The sequence below is a fragment of the Bradyrhizobium sp. USDA 4454 genome (assembly GCF_054822705.1).
In genome coordinates this window covers 4,265,987-4,280,210 of the sequence record NZ_JBTRCN010000001.1, presented here as the reverse complement: position 1 = coordinate 4,280,210, position 14,224 = coordinate 4,265,987, and the positions used below count along the sequence as shown (strand labels likewise).

Sequence of the window (14,224 nt, the reverse complement as noted above, 5' to 3'; positions counted from 1 at the left end):
CTGCGCGATTTCCGGACCGAAACCGCTGCCGATGTCGCAGCAGCAAGCCCAGCATCGGCGCCTTGCTGGCGCCGGCTGAAGCGTGTATCCACGGGGCTTCTCGGAAATGTCGGGGTATAGCGCAGCCTGGTAGCGCGGCAGTTTTGGGTACTGCAGGTCGTTGGTTCGAATCCAGCTGCCCCGACCATCCCATCCCATCCCGAGGCTTCATCGCAACGCTGTGCCGCGGCCGGTCGCGCGAGACCGGGCGGACACAGCTTTGATCGAGATCATCCGGACCGACGCAACAACGCCGCCTGGACGGAATATGTTCGCCCAGGCGGCGCCGTCGAAATACTGGGCCCTGAAATCCCCAGTGCCAATGAGTCGTCCGGACAGGGGATAGGTTCAAAATTGCGCCGCCTTGTCGCAGTCCGCCGCCGGAGATCACGGGCTGAGAACGCGGCCGGATGTGGCTTGCCGATCATGCGCGCGTGCTGGCAGGGTGGGTGGGCCTGACAAGACCAATCCGCGAGGAGTCACCATGGCGCGCAGACTGATCGATATCTCGGTTCCGCTGCAGAACGACGTTCCGGCCGATCCGCCCGGCAATCATCCGACCATCCAGTATATCGACCACCAGCAGGGGCTGCCGCGCATGCTGCAGTTCTTCGACGGATTGAAGGCTGCTGATTTGCCTGACGGGCAGGGCTGGGCGGTCGAGCAGGTCTCGCTCTCCACCCACAACGGCACCCATCTCGATGCGCCCTGGCATTTCCATCCGACCATGAACCGCGGCGAGCGGTCCTGGACCATCGACGAGGTGCCGCTGGAATGGTGCTTCCAGCCGGGCGTGAAGCTCGACTTCCGGCATCTGCCAGACGGTTACGTCGCGACCGCCGGCGATGTCGAAGCCGAGCTGAAGCGCATCGGTCACACCCTGTCGCCGCTCGAGATCGTCGTCGTCAACACCAGTGCCGGCGCGAAATACGGCCAATCCGACTACGTCAATTCGGGTTGCGGCATGGGCTATGAGGCGACGATGTATCTGCTCGAGCGCGGCGTGCGCCTGACCGGCATCGATGGCTGGAGCTGGGACGCGCCGTTCGTTTTCACCGCAAAGCGATATGCAGAGACGAAGGACGCCAGCCTGATCTGGGAAGGCCACAAGGCCGGGCGGCACATCGGCTACTGTCATATCGAGAAGCTGCACAACCTCGAGCAGCTGCCCTCGACCGGGTTCACGGTGTCGTGCTTCCCGGTGAAGATCGAGCGTGCCTCGGCGGGGTGGACGAGGGCGGTCGCAATCCTCGACGGCTAAAGCATGATGAGATTTGGTTGAGCGGGAGCGGCGTCGAAAGTTCACCTCTCCCTTGGGAGAGGTCGATTTGCGCAGCAAATCGGGTGAGGGGTTACGGTCTATCGAGGGAGCAAGAGCCCTCACCCGGATTGCACCGGACGATGCTTCGCATCGTCAGGCGCAATCCGACCTCTCCCCGGCGGGGGAGGGGTGAACCGAGACCGCGCGCCGAGCCGATTCAACCAAAACTCATCCCGATTTACGCTGTGGGCATTCTTGAATGGGCCCGGGAACCGGTGGACAGACTGTTCATTCCGCTCGATTGTTGCGGGATGGCTACAGCCAGAGGCAGATCAATCTGTTCTGATGCACGTCGTAGATGCATTGGGTGATCGGGCCGGCGGCTCGTCCTCGCGTCTCGATTTTCTGAAGCGTTTTCTCCCGTGACTAGAGCCCCGGCGCGTCTCCCGGGGCTCTTTCTTGCGTGCCACCCCTAAGGCGGGCCGCAAAAGAAAATCAGGTGCGCCGAAACCGACGCACCTGATCTTTGCCTTCACATCGCCTGTGTCGGCGGTCGTCAGTACCGGCAAACGCGAACGCCACGCGGGGTCCACCAGCAACGGGGACCGACATAACCGCCGTAGTAGCCATAGCCACGGCCATAATATCCGCGACCATAGCCCCATCCGCGGCCGCGGCCCCAGTAGCCGCGTCCACGCCATTGCGCTTGCGCAGACGACGTGGTGGCGCCGACCAGGATGGCAGAGGTGCTTGCGACATAGACGAACAACAAAGCGACCGCTGCAAGGCAACGAGTCAGGATATTGTAGCGCTTAGTCATTCCAGAGATCTCCACTCACTTCCAACATCAGAACCGATGCTGGCTGTCTCGCTTGAACGCGCGAGACCGATCGTTGGTTCGAGCATCCTAAGACAATATTTTCACTAAGGTTCTTGCGGATTTTGCGGACACTATTCAGGTCGACACATCAGGTCAAGTTACCGTCCCATTTGCAGATATGATCAGGCCGCGGTGTTCATCTTGCCGTTCATCCGCCGTTCATTCTGTTCATCATGATCTGCGGTGATTTGATCGTTGGCCGCAGAGCAGGAATTTGAAGACCTCGAGAAAAGCGTATCGATAACTTGATGTCGACACGATCGTGCTTTCGGAGCCTCCAGTAAATCGCCCGCCCAAGAGTATCCATGCCGAAACAACACACCTATGTCCTGGGTCTCAACGTCTACGACCATGACGTGAGCGCCTGCCTGCTGCGCGACGGCGCGATCGCCTATGCGATCTCCAAGGAGCGCATCACCCGCGAGAAGCACGCTTCCGGCTTCTACAAGGAAGTCGTCGACTACTGCCTGTCCGCCGAGGGCATCACGCTCGACGGCGTCGATCTCGTGGTGCGCAACAGCTACATCCTGCCGGTGCCCGAGATGGAGGAGCGGATGCTCCACCAGGACATGCCGGGCTTTCTGCCGATCGCCGAGCGCAACGAGGCAATGAAGCATCCGCTGTTTCGTTCCAAGTCCGACAAGGTGGTGTCGATCTCGCATCACCTCGCGCATGCCTACAGCGCGTTCGCGGTGTCGCCGTTCAAGGACGGTGTGGTGATGATCGTCGACGGCGTCGGCAACTACCAGGCCGACGCGATGGAGTTCTATCCGCAGGAGGGCGCGTCGCCGCTCGCCCGCGAGTCCGAGAGCTACTACAGGTTCGACGACACCAGTCTGGAATGCCTGAAGAAGGTCTTCATGGAGCCGGCGCGCGGTCTGCTGTCGGACGAATTCTACAACATGCCGGGCCTGGGGGCGCTGTACAGCCGGATCTCGACCTACGTGTTCGGCGACTGGAACAAGTGCGGCGAGCTGATGGGGCTTGCGCCCTATGGTCGCCGCGAGCAGGTCGGCCATCTCCTCGAGATGAAGGACGGCAGGCTGCACGTGCCGTTCTGGGGCGATGACAACCGGCAACCCTTCGTGCTCGACAGCGGCAGCTGGGAGCAGAGCCCTGCGATGCGGCACTGGGAGGACATCGCCTGGCGGGTGCAGGACGACACCGAGAACGTGCTGCTGGCGCGGGCGCGCTGGCTGCGCGAGACCACCGGTGCGAAAAACCTCTGCATGGCCGGCGGCGTCGCGCTGAACTGCGTGGCCAACGGGCGTATCGCGCGCGAGGCAGGCTTCGAGAATATCTGGATCCAGCCCGCCGCCGGCGACGATGGCGTCGCGATCGGCTGCGCCTATTACGGCTGGCTCGAAATCCTCAAGCAACGCCGGTCGTTCGTCATGGACCACGCCTATGTCGGCCGGCCCTATAGCGATGCCGAGGTCGCGGCCGCGTTGCAAAGCTTCCTGGTGCGCATCCAGGTCGATGCGAAACGCAGCGACAATGTCTGCCGCGACACCGCCAAGCTGCTCGCCGACCAGCGCGTGATCGGCTGGTTCCAGGGCCGTTCCGAATTCGGTCCGCGCGCGCTCGGCAATCGCAGCCTGATCGCCGATCCGCGCAGGGCCGAGATGAAGGACATCCTTAACAGCCGCGTCAAGCATCGGCAGGCGTTCCGGCCGTTCGCCCCGATCGTGCTGGCCGAGCGCATGCGGGAGATTTTCGACGGCGAGGAGGATTCGCCCTACATGCTGATCGCAAAGCCGGTGCGGCCGGAGTGGCGCGACAAGATCCCGGCGATCGTGCATGTCGACGGCTCGGCGCGGGTGCAGAGCGTGCGGGAAGAAACCAACACGAGGCTTTATCGTCTGCTGAAGGAGTTCGAGGCGCTGACCGGCGTGCCGGTGCTGATCAACACCTCGTTTAACGTCAAGGGCGAGCCGATCGTCGAAACGCCCGAGGATGCCGTGAGCTGCTTCCTCAACACCGGGATCGACAACCTCGTGCTGCACGACACGCTGGTGTCGAAGACCGCGATGCACAAGGTCGTTGCGCCGGTCATGACTACGTTCGGCGATGTCACGAGCATCGTTGCCGCCACCGCCGCGCCGGATCCGAGCCGCGCAGGCTGATCAGGTTGCTCCGAGCGAGGTTGTCGTGGCGGCGATCGAGGATCAGGCGGGCGCGGATGGCGCGATGCCGCGCCCCAGCGCGAACTGGCCGACCGGCCCCTCGACGTGGAAGTCGAGCCCGGTCATTTTCGCGAACAGGTCGATATTGGCGGTGCCGATCGCACAGCCGCCGAGGCCCAAATCCGTCGCCACCAGATACAGCGTCTGGGTCAGGACGCCGACGTCCTTCAGGATCAGCGCATACGCGATGGCGCTGTACTTCCAGGAGATCCTTCCGAAGCGCGCGGCGATCGTGATCAGGATCTGAGGTCGAGACGATGCGTCCATCGCGAAGGCCGCGCTTTGCATCATGGCCTCGACGTATTGTGGGCGGACGTCGATGGCGGCCAACGCGTGCGCATCGGCGTCGTAATGATAGAGGCCAGGCGTGAGGCCATCGCAATTGGCGACCGCGAGATAGAGCTCGAGCTCGTAGGCGCTGCCTGCTGCGGGATACGGCCTGCTGGTGTATTCGATCTCGGGCCCGTCGTCGGCAAACTCAAGCGGGCTGCTCCATTTCGCCCGGACCCGCGCGACGCTATTCAGGAATGTCGCAAGCTCGGCCAGCGTGATCGGTTTGCGATCGTCGAAATCCCGCGTCGAGCGTCGGTCATGCAGCCGCTGTTCGAGCGTGGAGGCGGTCCGGTCGGAGGCCGGCAGCTTTATGGTCTTGCCTGGCCAGGCCGGCCGGATCGCCGGAAGCGGCGCGATCAGCCCGGTGTGCCGATAGAGGCCGCCCAGCGGATTGGCCTGCCGGCCTTCGGTGCTGCGGGTGTGGAACAGCAGATCGTGGAAATCCCACAGCACCAGGCCGTCGTCGCCTTCGGCCTGCCGCAGGGTATTGCGGTCGGTCGCGTCGGCCTCGACAAGGATGTGACAATCCAGGAGGAGCGCGAGCAGAGTTGGTCCCGGATAGCTGTCTTGTCGCCGGATCTGGCTGATCTTGTGCGGGGTGGCGAGGGTCGTGAGCAGGGCTGCAAGCCCCGCGTCACGAATCCTGAACAGCGCGCCGGCCCGGGGTGATTCCAGCACCATCTCTGCGCCGCGTCGCCGCATATAGGCAAAGCGCGACAGCACGACCGTTGTCGCGGCAGTGAGCTTCGGTGTCCGCGGCCAATAATCCGGAAGCTGCGGTTCGATCACCACCAGATCGCGGTCGGCGCGTGCGCCTCCAAGGCGGTATTCCAGCAGGCCACGGCGCGCCAATTGCCGGAGCAAGCGCTCGATGTCGCGCTCGACCGCGTCGCCGTCGGGCGCGGCGGCAGACAGCGGCAAGCCGGCCGACAGCTGCTGTGCACGCTTTATTGCGGCGGCGCTGAATGTCCCCAGCGGCTCCGAATAGTCGTTGAAATGCGCCGCCATGCTGCCGTCGGCTTGCGCCTGCAACGCGACGCGCGCGTTGAGCCTGGCGAAAAGGGCCGGCGGCGTGCCCCGCGATGTCTTGTTCTCGTTCATGTCCCTGGGCGCAGCCACGCCGGTATCACCTCAGCTATGCGGGAGGAACGGCGTCAACTCGCTCTCGAGCGACGGGCGATCGCGCAATCCCAGCTTGACCGGGACATCGTAGAGCCGTCCCGGTCCGAAGCGGCGATAGAAATGGCGCAGGCCGGGGACGATGACCCGGACCACCGGCACCTCGACGTCCGGCCGGGTCTGATCGAGCACGAGGAAGTCCATGCCGGCGCGTGCGGCGATCCCGACACAGGCATCGGCCTGCGCGCGCGCATTGTCGAGCGGTACGTTCGCCGCCGGGGCGGGGGGCACGATCGGGTTTGGGTCCGGAATCAAGAACGGATGGTCCTCGAGCCGCAGCGGATTGATGCCGTCCAGGCTCGGTTTCTCGCCGCTGCCGCCGCCCATCAAGCCGATCGACAGGAACTGGTTCAGCTCCGTCAGCGACCGCAGCAACGCGATGCGCGGGTCGAAGTGCGAGCCGGAGCCGAACTCGATGTTCTCATGTCCGTTCTGCATCCAGTGCACAATGGCAACATAGGTCGGGATGGCGAGATCGCTGGAGATGTCGAGCACCCAGAGCTTGCGGCCGGATGCCTCGAGCTGCGATTTGAGGTCGCGGACATACGCATCGTCGAACTGGTCGAGGTCGACCTCTGCCCGTCGCGATCGGTTGTACCACCAGATCGCGTAGGCATCGCGCTCCATCAATTCCAGGAAGCCCTGGGTGATCGCCTCCTCGCGGGTGTTGCCGGCCGCGCAGCCGTTGGAATCGGCAGCGAAGGCGGCCGGGCCCTGGTAGAAGAAATACAGCAGGCTGGTCGGAATCTGGCGGAAGCGCTTGTCGCGCAGCGACCAGACCGGGCTCCACTCGATCCGTTGCGATGGATCGAACGGTTCCGGCGCGGGCTGGGTGGGGTGGGAATCGTCATGGTTGTGCACGGCACGGGTGCGGTACTGCTCGTCACTGAACAGCAGGACGTCGTTGGGACGGATTGCGTCGCCGGAGGCAAAGTCGGTGAAGCGCTTGCGCGCCCTGATCTCATCGCCCTGGAAGATTCCCGAATAGCGTTCGATCGCCTCCATCAGTGCGCTGGCCTCGCCTTGCTCGGCGGTGCTGCCCTTGCCGAAGCTGCCGCCGCTCAACCCCGAACGGAGCTGATCGACGTTCTGCGCCGGCGCGGAGAAATTATGTTGGGCGTAGAAATTGGTGTTCATCGGCAGATCGACCTCGATCCGCTCCAGCCGCGTCACCACGCCGGTGAGCGGGCTGACATGCTTCCTGAACCGCGCCACCGTGGCGCGTGACGACACGGCACGGTATCCGCCGCTGGTCATGATGAGCTTGGCGCCCGGTCCTAATTCAACCGGTTGCGGCGCGCGCCGCGGGTTTTGCAGTTTCTTGCTGCCGCAGGTGGGGCATTGCGGTCGTGCCGCCACATAGTGCCTGGCGATCGTCGAGCCCAGCAGGTCGAGACTGACGATGTGGTTGCGCAGATCGGTGCGGAAGCCGCTGGCGATCGCCTTGGCGATCTCGACCGCGGCGAGCTGGATGCCGCTCTGTCCAACCGGATGCTGCGCGAGCGGGGAGACCGCGACCGGCCGCGCCGCGCCGCGATCGAGGAAGCCCCTGACCTCGCGGTTGCGGATCATCCGGTCGAACAGGCAGGTCCAGCACGCAGTCTGACCCGGATTGAACACGGGGCCGACCAGCGGAAACACGCCGGAAGGCTGCACCAGCAACCAGGCCGATCCGTCAGAGAGGTGCTGCAAATTGCGCTCGGCAAGCCGCCGATCGAGGTAGTCATTGACCAGCGTGACCGTGAGGTCGGGCGATGCCTTGACGACGCGGACGCCCAGCTCCTGGAGTGCGTTGCTCAATTCGGCCGCGCCCTTGACGTCGATCGCCTCGAGTCGAACGCGGCAATTGCGAAGGTTCTGCTCGGCGCTCGCCTCCGGAAGGCCCAGGCTCGCCCAAAGCCCGGCAACAGCGTTGGTGTGACCGGGCGGCTTTGAGATCACATAGCGGCGATCCTGCAGCCGCTTGATGGCTTCATTGATCTTGTCCGATGGAAACTTTCGCCCGAGCTCGGCGGTGAGCTTGGCGACACTGCCGCCATTCGCACCGATCGCCGACGCCAGCGCGCAGTAGAGCTCGCCATGGAGGAAGAACTTTCGATCTTCGGAATAGAGGCAGACAACATCCGGAGGCAGCACATAGGCTGTGAAATTCGGGGCGAACTGCAGAACGTCCTTGTCGGCGCGCGGGGTGGATTTTCCTGGCAAAGAACCGTTCCTGTGCAACTTGTGGGTAGACTATTGAATCGGGGACGAGCCGTGAAGCAGGGCGGGGCGCCGGCCTCGACAACCCTCGCGCGGGTGCCCGAAGCGGGCCGGGCCACGATACGGGGACAAGATGAATTGACAACATGAATTGGCCGGGCCGACGTGTGTCGGACCCGGCCATGACGCATGAGAATGCGATGCTGTCTCGACTAGCAGAGGCGGCAGGCGCCCCACGACAGGCAGCAGCCACCACCGCAACCACCGCAGCCGCCGCAGCGGCAGCCACGGCAAGCGCGGCATCCGCCACAGCCACGGCAACCCCGGCAGCCGCCGCATCCGCGCCACGCCACCTGAACGCCGGCTCCGGCGTCTTCCTTGTCGAACAAATGGAATGTCGCGAGGCTGACGTCGGCGATTTCTTCTTCGCCCAGTGTGATGCCGTGCGTCGGGGTGTACTTCTGGACCTGCGGCGCATCTGCAGTCGGCACGGCGGCGGCTGACGCACTTCCCACCAGTGAGAAAGTCAATCCGGCTGCACCCAGAGCGGGCACTGCGGCCTTGGGCACGCGCTTGCCGGTCACACGCTTGTTCTTGGGGGCTTGCTTCACTCGTGGCATACTCGCATCCTCCATCCTTGACGTGCTTTCGAATTCAGCTCTTGCGCATTTGTACAATCCGTCGCAGCTGCATGCAAGACGCGCTGCGCACACACACGCGCGAGGAGCTAGCGTATATCAAGCGTTGTCGTTCATCTTCGTTCCTAGGTTCATCTTGATGAACACGCTTGTTGGCCGGCGCGCGCGGCCGGTCACTATCGTTAACACTTCAGGAATCTCCATGCTGCATTGCGATCACGCCGGCGCCCAAGGGAGGAATAGTCATGCCGGATGATGGCGCGCGTTTCGCATGGTACGAGCTGCTCACCACGGACGTGGATGGCGCGAGTGCCTTCTACGGCAGCGTGCTCGGCTGGGTCACGAAGGATGCGTCGACAACAGCGCTTTCTTACAGATTGTTCATGTCGGGCGAGCTTGCCCACAGCGGCCTGATGGAGTTGCCGGAGGAGGGCAGGCGCCAGGGCGCGACCCCGCGATGGATCGGCTATGTCGGTGTCGACGACGTCGATGTCGCCGTCCGCCGCATGCAGGACCGCGGCGGCGCCGTCTATGTGCCGCCGACCGCCACCAATATCGGCCGCGTCGCCATCGTGGCCGATCCGCAGCGGGCGACGTTCGGGTTGCTGAGCGGATCGGACGTCGTCCCGCCCGCTGCTGACGGACTCGATGCCGTTGGGCGCGTCGGCTGGCACGAGTTGCTCGCGGCCGATTGGCGCCAGGCGTTCGGCTTCTACAGCGCGGTTTTCGGCTGGCGGCCGGCCGATGGCGGCAACGCCCCCGACGAGACCTATCAGATGTTCTCGGCCGGCGGGCTCACCGTCGGCGGCATCTTCAACAAGCGTCCGCTCGAGCCGATCCCGTTCTGGCTTTACTATTTCGACGTCGACGATGTCGACGCCGCCATCGCGCGGGTCAAGGCCGGCGGCGGACATGTCTATGAGGGGCCGCTGCAGCTGCCGGGCGGGAGCTGGATCGTCCGCTGCCTCGATCCGCAGGGCGCCACCTTTGCCCTGGAGGGAGCGCGCAAGCCCGACAGCATCGCGAAGGCGCCGGCGGCGGAGTACCGCTGGACCACCAGCTATGATGCATTCACGTCGAAGGGCAGGTGGCGGAGCGACCAGCCTGCCGGCAAGGGGCGCCCGCCGGGCAGCAAGTGAGGTGGATCGTCAGCCTGCCTTCGCCGGTACCGCCGGTTTCGGTGCCGGCGGCTTGATCGGCTTGTCCTGCCGCTTCGACCACGAGATGTAATAGGCCACGATCGTCATGATCGCGATGCCGGAGATGCTGACGAAGATCTGCGCGAGCAGCGAGCCCGAGCTCATCGAGAGCTCGAAATGTCCGACAAAGGACAGGAACACGCCGACGCAGAACACCGCGAGCGACTGCTGGCCGCAAACGATCATCGGATCGAAGATCTTCCACTCCAGCGCCGGCCAGTCCTTCGGGATGAAACGGATCGTCAGGATCACGATCACCACGAAATGGATGAAGCGGTAGGGCGCGAGATTGGTCTTGTCGTTCGGGTTGAAGGCCGAATAGAGCCAGTGCGGGAACATGGCGCCGAAGTCGGGGAATCGACCGGCCATGGTCATGATCAGCGCGAAGATCATGTAGGCGACGCAGAGCCACAGCGTGTAGGGCGAATTGATGATGCGCATGTTCTTGCGTGCGCCGCCGAGTGCGCACCAGGAGCCGAACACGAACAGCACCTGCCAGGCGAACGGGTTGAAGTACCAGCTTCCGGCCGGATAGGCCGGCAGGTTCCAGCCCATCTGCCGCGACACCAGCCAGAGCACGATCGAGGCCGCCATGGTCCAGTTCGGCTGTCGCAACGTGATCCACAGCACCGGCGGGAACAGGCCCATCAGCACGATATACAGCGGCAGCACGTCGAGATTGACCGGCTTGAATTTCAGGAACAGGCCCTGGCGCAGCGTCTCGGTGGCGTTGTCGACGAGGCCGGCGACGTTGAACTCGTTGATGATCTCGGAATCGCCGAAGCGCAGCGCCAGATAGCTGATCGAGGCGATGTAGATCACGAACAGGATGATATGGGCGACGTAGAGCTGCCAGACCCGCTTGGTCAGCCGTGTCGCGCCCACGATGAAGCCGCGCTCCAGCATCATGCGGGCATAGACGAAGGATGCGGTGTAGCCGGAGATGAAGACGAACAGGTCGGCGGCGTCGCTGAACCCGTAATTCCGTGTCGTGATCCAGTTCACGACATTGTCGGGGATGTGATCCAGATAGATGTACCAGTTGGCGATCCCGCGGAACAGGTCGAGCCGGAGGTCACGTCCTTTGTCGGGCAGGGTAGCGTGGATTTCCATGGGGCAGCGCTTCCTCGAGATGATGCTGTCGAGAAGACCGTGCTGTGACCATCTGGCCGCGGACCCAAGGGCCCGAAACGGAAGCCTGCCGGGGCCAGATTGTCACAGCGCGGTAGAATGACTATACCGGTCCGGCGAAGGCTGCCTCCGAGATCGAGGAATCACCGATCAGTTCGTTGAACGGTGTCTCTATACTATCCCGGCGGTTTCCTTCAAATCGCTTCCATGTCGCATATCCCACGGGGCCGACCATCCATGACCGCACGCATTTTTAAGCCCGCCAAAAACGCGATGCAATCGGGACGTGCCAAGACCAAAGCGTGGCAACTGGACTTCGAGCCGGAGCAGCCGCGCACCGTGGAGCCCCTGATGGGCTGGACCTCGTCGACCGACATGAAGCAGCAGTTGACGCTGCATTTCGACACCAAGGAGGAGGCGGTGGCCTATTGCGAGCGCAAGGGCATCGCCTACCAGGTGATCGAGCCGAAGGATTCGGCGCAGCGCCAGATCGCCTATGCCGACAATTTCGCGTTCCGCCGCTGGGAGCCTTGGACGCACTAAAGGTTGGACGCTTAAGGCCGGACGCACGAGGTCTGAACGCACGAAATCGATCAGCTCGCAGGGCTCGGCGCGAGGCGATCGGGAATCGGCAGCGGCGCGTCCTTGGAGACGCCGAGCACCGGAAAGCTTCGAATTTTACGCACATTGGGCAGGCCGGCGAATTGCAGCAGCTGCCGGCGCATGTCGTCGACGCTGGGTGCGACGCAGCGGAGCATGAAATCGGCATCGCCCGAGATCCGCCAGCATTGCAGGAAGCGCGGCACGGCTGCGACAGCAGCCTCGAACGCCTCGATCGCGGTCAGGGTCTGGCTGTCGAGCTGGATCAGGACGAAGGTCGTCACCTCATAGCCGAGCAGCCGCTCGTCGAGCGTGGCGCGGATCGCCTGCACCACGCCGCGGCTGCGCAGCGCGCGCAGGCGGCGCAGGCAGGGCGGGGCTGTGATGCCGACCCGCTCGGCGAGCTCGTTGATCCTGATCCGTCCGTCGCGCTGCAACTCGGCGAGAATCCGCAGATCGATGTCATCGAGCTGTGGGCGCTCCGTCACAGTCACGAACCCGCCACCGCGGTCCGCGGGCTGTTGCCGCGAACGGCCTGACCGATCGCGGCCTGCGGCGCGACGCCTGACAGCACCAGCTTCTCATGCGCCGCGATGATGGCGTCGCGGGTCAGGCGGCCGCCGGGCCGGTACCAGGTGCAGAGCCCCGTCAACAGCGAGATGATGGCGAAGGTCGCGACCTGGATATCGACCACCTCGAACACGCCCTCGGCCGCTCCGTCAGTGAGGATCTGCGCCAGCCGCGCCTCATAGGCGCCGCGCAGCGCCACCACCGCATCGTAGTTCTTCGCATCGAGGCTGCGCAGCTCGGAATTGGCGATGAACACCTCGCGCTTGCGGGTCATGTGGTAGGTGACGTGGAAAGCGACGAAAGCGCGCAGCTGCGCGACTGGATCGGCCTTGCCTTCGAGCGCAAGATCAAGCTCGCGCAGCAAATCGTTGATATGCTCCTGCACCAGATCGAACAGCAGGTCCTGCTTGGTTGAGATATGGTTGTAGAGGGAGCCGGCCTGGATGCCGACCTCGGCGGCGAGCTGGCGCAGGCTCATCGCCTCGTAGCCGTGCTCGAAGATCAGGCGCACGCCGGCCTTGCGGATCGCCTCCAGCGTGGTCGGGCCGTGTGAGCCGATCGTGCGTGCCATCGGGGCCTCTGAGGAATGTTGGCTTGAGTCCAGGAAACGAGCGAACGACCGTATGTTTATCGCATGAAATCCCAACAAATTCAATGAACTGCGGATTTCCTGGCCAAACCTTAGCACGATTGCTTGCGAAGCCAAGAAAAAAACGTATGATCGTTTAATTGCAGAATGAATGTCACGGGAGGGATCATGGCCTCGAACCAGGCGGCAGTCTTCAATTTCGACCTTGGCGAGACCGCGGATGCGATCCGCGAGACGGTGCATGATTTCTCGACCAACGAGATCGCGCCGCGCGCCGCCGAGATCGACCGCAGCAACCAGTTTCCGCGCGACCTCTGGCCCCGGATCGGTGCACTCGGGTTGCACGGCATCACCGTCGAGGAGGAGTATGGCGGCTCCGGCCTCGGCTATCTCGAGCACTGCATCGCGGTCGAGGAGATTTCCCGGGCGTCGGCCGCCGTCGGGCTGTCCTACGGCGCCCATTCCAACCTCTGCGTCAACCAGATCCGCCGCAACGGCAACGAGGCGCAGAAGCGCAAGTATTTGCCGAAGCTGATCTCGGGCGAGCATGTCGGCTCGCTGGCGATGTCGGAACCGTCGGCAGGCTCCGACGTGGTCTCGATGAAGACCCGGGCCGACAGGAAGGGCGACCGCTTCGTCCTCAACGGCAACAAGATGTGGATCACCAACGGCCCGGTCGCCGATACGCTGGTGGTCTATGCCAAGACCGATCCGAATGCCGGCCCGCGCGGCATCACCGCCTTCATCATCGAAAAGGGCATGAAGGGATTCTCCACCGCGCAGAAGCTCGACAAGCTCGGCATGCGCGGTTCCGACACCTGCGAGCTGGTGTTCGAGGATTGCGAGGTCCCGGAGGAGAATGTGCTCTCCGAAGTCGGCCGCGGCGTCAACGTGCTGATGAGTGGCCTCGACTATGAGCGTGCGGTGCTGGCGGCGGGGCCGATCGGCATCATGCAGGCCTGCATGGATGTCGTGCTGCCCTATGTCCACGAGCGCAAGCAGTTCGGCGAGCCGATCGGCTCGTTCCAGCTGGTGCAGGGCAAGGTCGCCGACATGTACACCACGATGAACGCCTCGCGCGCCTATGTGTATGCCGTTGCAAAAGCCTGCGACCGCGGCGAGACCACGCGCGAGGACGCCGCCGGCGCGATCCTTTACGCCGCCGAGAAGGCCACCCAATGCGCGCTGGATGCGATCCAGCTGCTCGGCGGCAACGGCTACATCAACGACTATCCGACCGGCCGGCTGCTGCGCGACGCAAAACTCTACGAGATCGGCGCCGGCACCAGCGAGATCCGCCGCATGCTGATCGGCCGCGAGCTGTTCGCCAAGACGGGGTAGCGACAACTGTCATTCCCCGCGAATGCGGGGAATCCAGTACACCGCGGCCTCTCGATGAAACGCTGACGTCTCTGGA

The 14,224-nt window shown here is 63.9% G+C and carries 12 protein-coding genes and 1 tRNA gene; 6 read left to right on the top strand and 7 right to left on the bottom strand.

Features of this window, described 5'->3' with window-relative positions:
• The first annotated feature begins 110 nt into the window (after window positions 1–110).
• A tRNA-Pro gene (locus tag ACVIW0_RS20105) sits at window positions 111–187 on the top strand.
• Between the two features lie 336 nt (window positions 188–523).
• Window positions 524–1,300: a cyclase family protein gene (locus tag ACVIW0_RS20100; protein WP_461353890.1), complete on the top strand. Its 777-nt coding sequence runs from the start codon at window positions 524–526 to the stop codon at window positions 1,298–1,300.
• A 556-nt stretch (window positions 1,301–1,856) separates the two neighbouring features.
• On the opposite strand, the gene ACVIW0_RS20095 is transcribed toward ACVIW0_RS20100, so the two are convergent.
• The gene (locus ACVIW0_RS20095; protein ID WP_461353889.1) at window positions 1,857–2,120 is read right to left on the bottom strand and encodes a hypothetical protein; all 264 of its coding nucleotides are present in this window, start codon (window positions 2,118–2,120) and stop codon (window positions 1,857–1,859) included.
• A gap of 365 nt (window positions 2,121–2,485) precedes the next feature.
• Between ACVIW0_RS20095 and ACVIW0_RS20090 the strand changes: the two genes are divergently transcribed.
• Window positions 2,486–4,306, top strand: coding sequence for a carbamoyltransferase family protein (locus tag ACVIW0_RS20090; RefSeq protein ID WP_461353888.1), 1,821 nt, complete (start codon window positions 2,486–2,488; stop codon window positions 4,304–4,306).
• A gap of 42 nt (window positions 4,307–4,348) precedes the next feature.
• On the opposite strand, the gene ACVIW0_RS20085 is transcribed toward ACVIW0_RS20090, so the two are convergent.
• The 3 genes from ACVIW0_RS20085 to ACVIW0_RS20075 form a co-directional block, all read right to left on the bottom strand.
• Window positions 4,349–5,818, bottom strand: a complete 1,470-nt coding sequence (locus tag ACVIW0_RS20085; RefSeq protein ID WP_461353887.1) for a SagB/ThcOx family dehydrogenase — start codon at window positions 5,816–5,818, stop codon at window positions 4,349–4,351.
• Window positions 5,819–5,830: 12 nt separating this feature from the next.
• The gene (locus ACVIW0_RS20080; protein ID WP_461353886.1) at window positions 5,831–8,083 is read right to left on the bottom strand and encodes a TOMM precursor leader peptide-binding protein; all 2,253 of its coding nucleotides are present in this window, start codon (window positions 8,081–8,083) and stop codon (window positions 5,831–5,833) included.
• 209 nt (window positions 8,084–8,292) lie between these two features.
• Window positions 8,293–8,700 (bottom strand): hypothetical protein, encoded by a 408-nt coding sequence (locus tag ACVIW0_RS20075; RefSeq protein WP_461353885.1) that lies wholly within the window; start codon window positions 8,698–8,700, stop codon window positions 8,293–8,295.
• Between the two features lie 263 nt (window positions 8,701–8,963).
• Here ACVIW0_RS20075 and ACVIW0_RS20070 point away from each other — a divergent pair, with 263 nt between their 5' ends.
• Window positions 8,964–9,857, top strand: coding sequence for a VOC family protein (locus tag ACVIW0_RS20070; RefSeq protein ID WP_461353884.1), 894 nt, complete (start codon window positions 8,964–8,966; stop codon window positions 9,855–9,857).
• Between the two features lie 9 nt (window positions 9,858–9,866).
• Here ACVIW0_RS20070 and ACVIW0_RS20065 read toward each other — a convergent pair whose 3' ends face one another.
• Window positions 9,867–11,030, bottom strand: coding sequence for an OpgC domain-containing protein (locus tag ACVIW0_RS20065; protein ID WP_461353883.1), 1,164 nt, complete (start codon window positions 11,028–11,030; stop codon window positions 9,867–9,869).
• Between the two features lie 255 nt (window positions 11,031–11,285).
• Here ACVIW0_RS20065 and ACVIW0_RS20060 point away from each other — a divergent pair, with 255 nt between their 5' ends.
• Complete coding sequence (locus ACVIW0_RS20060; RefSeq protein WP_461353882.1) at window positions 11,286–11,591, top strand: ETC complex I subunit; 306 nt, start codon at window positions 11,286–11,288, stop codon at window positions 11,589–11,591.
• Between the two features lie 50 nt (window positions 11,592–11,641).
• Here the strand turns inward: ACVIW0_RS20060 and ACVIW0_RS20055 are convergent, their stop codons facing one another.
• Together ACVIW0_RS20055 and ACVIW0_RS20050 are read right to left on the bottom strand one after the other, a co-directional pair.
• Window positions 11,642–12,136, bottom strand: a complete 495-nt coding sequence (locus ACVIW0_RS20055) for an Lrp/AsnC family transcriptional regulator (RefSeq protein ID WP_461357378.1) — start codon at window positions 12,134–12,136, stop codon at window positions 11,642–11,644.
• 2 nt (window positions 12,137–12,138) lie between these two features.
• Window positions 12,139–12,789, bottom strand: a complete 651-nt coding sequence (locus ACVIW0_RS20050) for a TetR/AcrR family transcriptional regulator (RefSeq protein ID WP_461353881.1) — start codon at window positions 12,787–12,789, stop codon at window positions 12,139–12,141.
• Window positions 12,790–12,975: 186 nt separating this feature from the next.
• Here ACVIW0_RS20050 and ACVIW0_RS20045 point away from each other — a divergent pair, with 186 nt between their 5' ends.
• Window positions 12,976–14,148 carry an isovaleryl-CoA dehydrogenase gene (locus tag ACVIW0_RS20045; protein ID WP_461353880.1) on the top strand — a complete coding sequence of 391 codons (1,173 nt, stop codon included), beginning with the start codon at window positions 12,976–12,978 and terminating at the stop codon, window positions 14,146–14,148.
• The last annotated feature ends 76 nt before the right edge of the window (window positions 14,149–14,224 follow it).

Coding starts and splice junctions, on each gene's coding strand:
- ACVIW0_RS20100 (WP_461353890.1), top strand. CDS start 524: ATGGCGCGCAGACTGATCGATATCTCGGTTCCGCTGCAGAACGACGTT.
- ACVIW0_RS20045 (WP_461353880.1), top strand. CDS start 12,976: ATGGCCTCGAACCAGGCGGCAGTCTTCAATTTCGACCTTGGCGAGACC.
- ACVIW0_RS20075 (WP_461353885.1), bottom strand. CDS start 8,700: ATGCCACGAGTGAAGCAAGCCCCCAAGAACAAGCGTGTGACCGGCAAG.
- ACVIW0_RS20095 (WP_461353889.1), bottom strand. CDS start 2,120: ATGACTAAGCGCTACAATATCCTGACTCGTTGCCTTGCAGCGGTCGCT.
- ACVIW0_RS20090 (WP_461353888.1), top strand. CDS start 2,486: ATGCCGAAACAACACACCTATGTCCTGGGTCTCAACGTCTACGACCAT.
- ACVIW0_RS20065 (WP_461353883.1), bottom strand. CDS start 11,030: ATGGAAATCCACGCTACCCTGCCCGACAAAGGACGTGACCTCCGGCTC.
- ACVIW0_RS20050 (WP_461353881.1), bottom strand. CDS start 12,789: ATGGCACGCACGATCGGCTCACACGGCCCGACCACGCTGGAGGCGATC.
- ACVIW0_RS20070 (WP_461353884.1), top strand. CDS start 8,964: ATGCCGGATGATGGCGCGCGTTTCGCATGGTACGAGCTGCTCACCACG.
- ACVIW0_RS20060 (WP_461353882.1), top strand. CDS start 11,286: ATGACCGCACGCATTTTTAAGCCCGCCAAAAACGCGATGCAATCGGGA.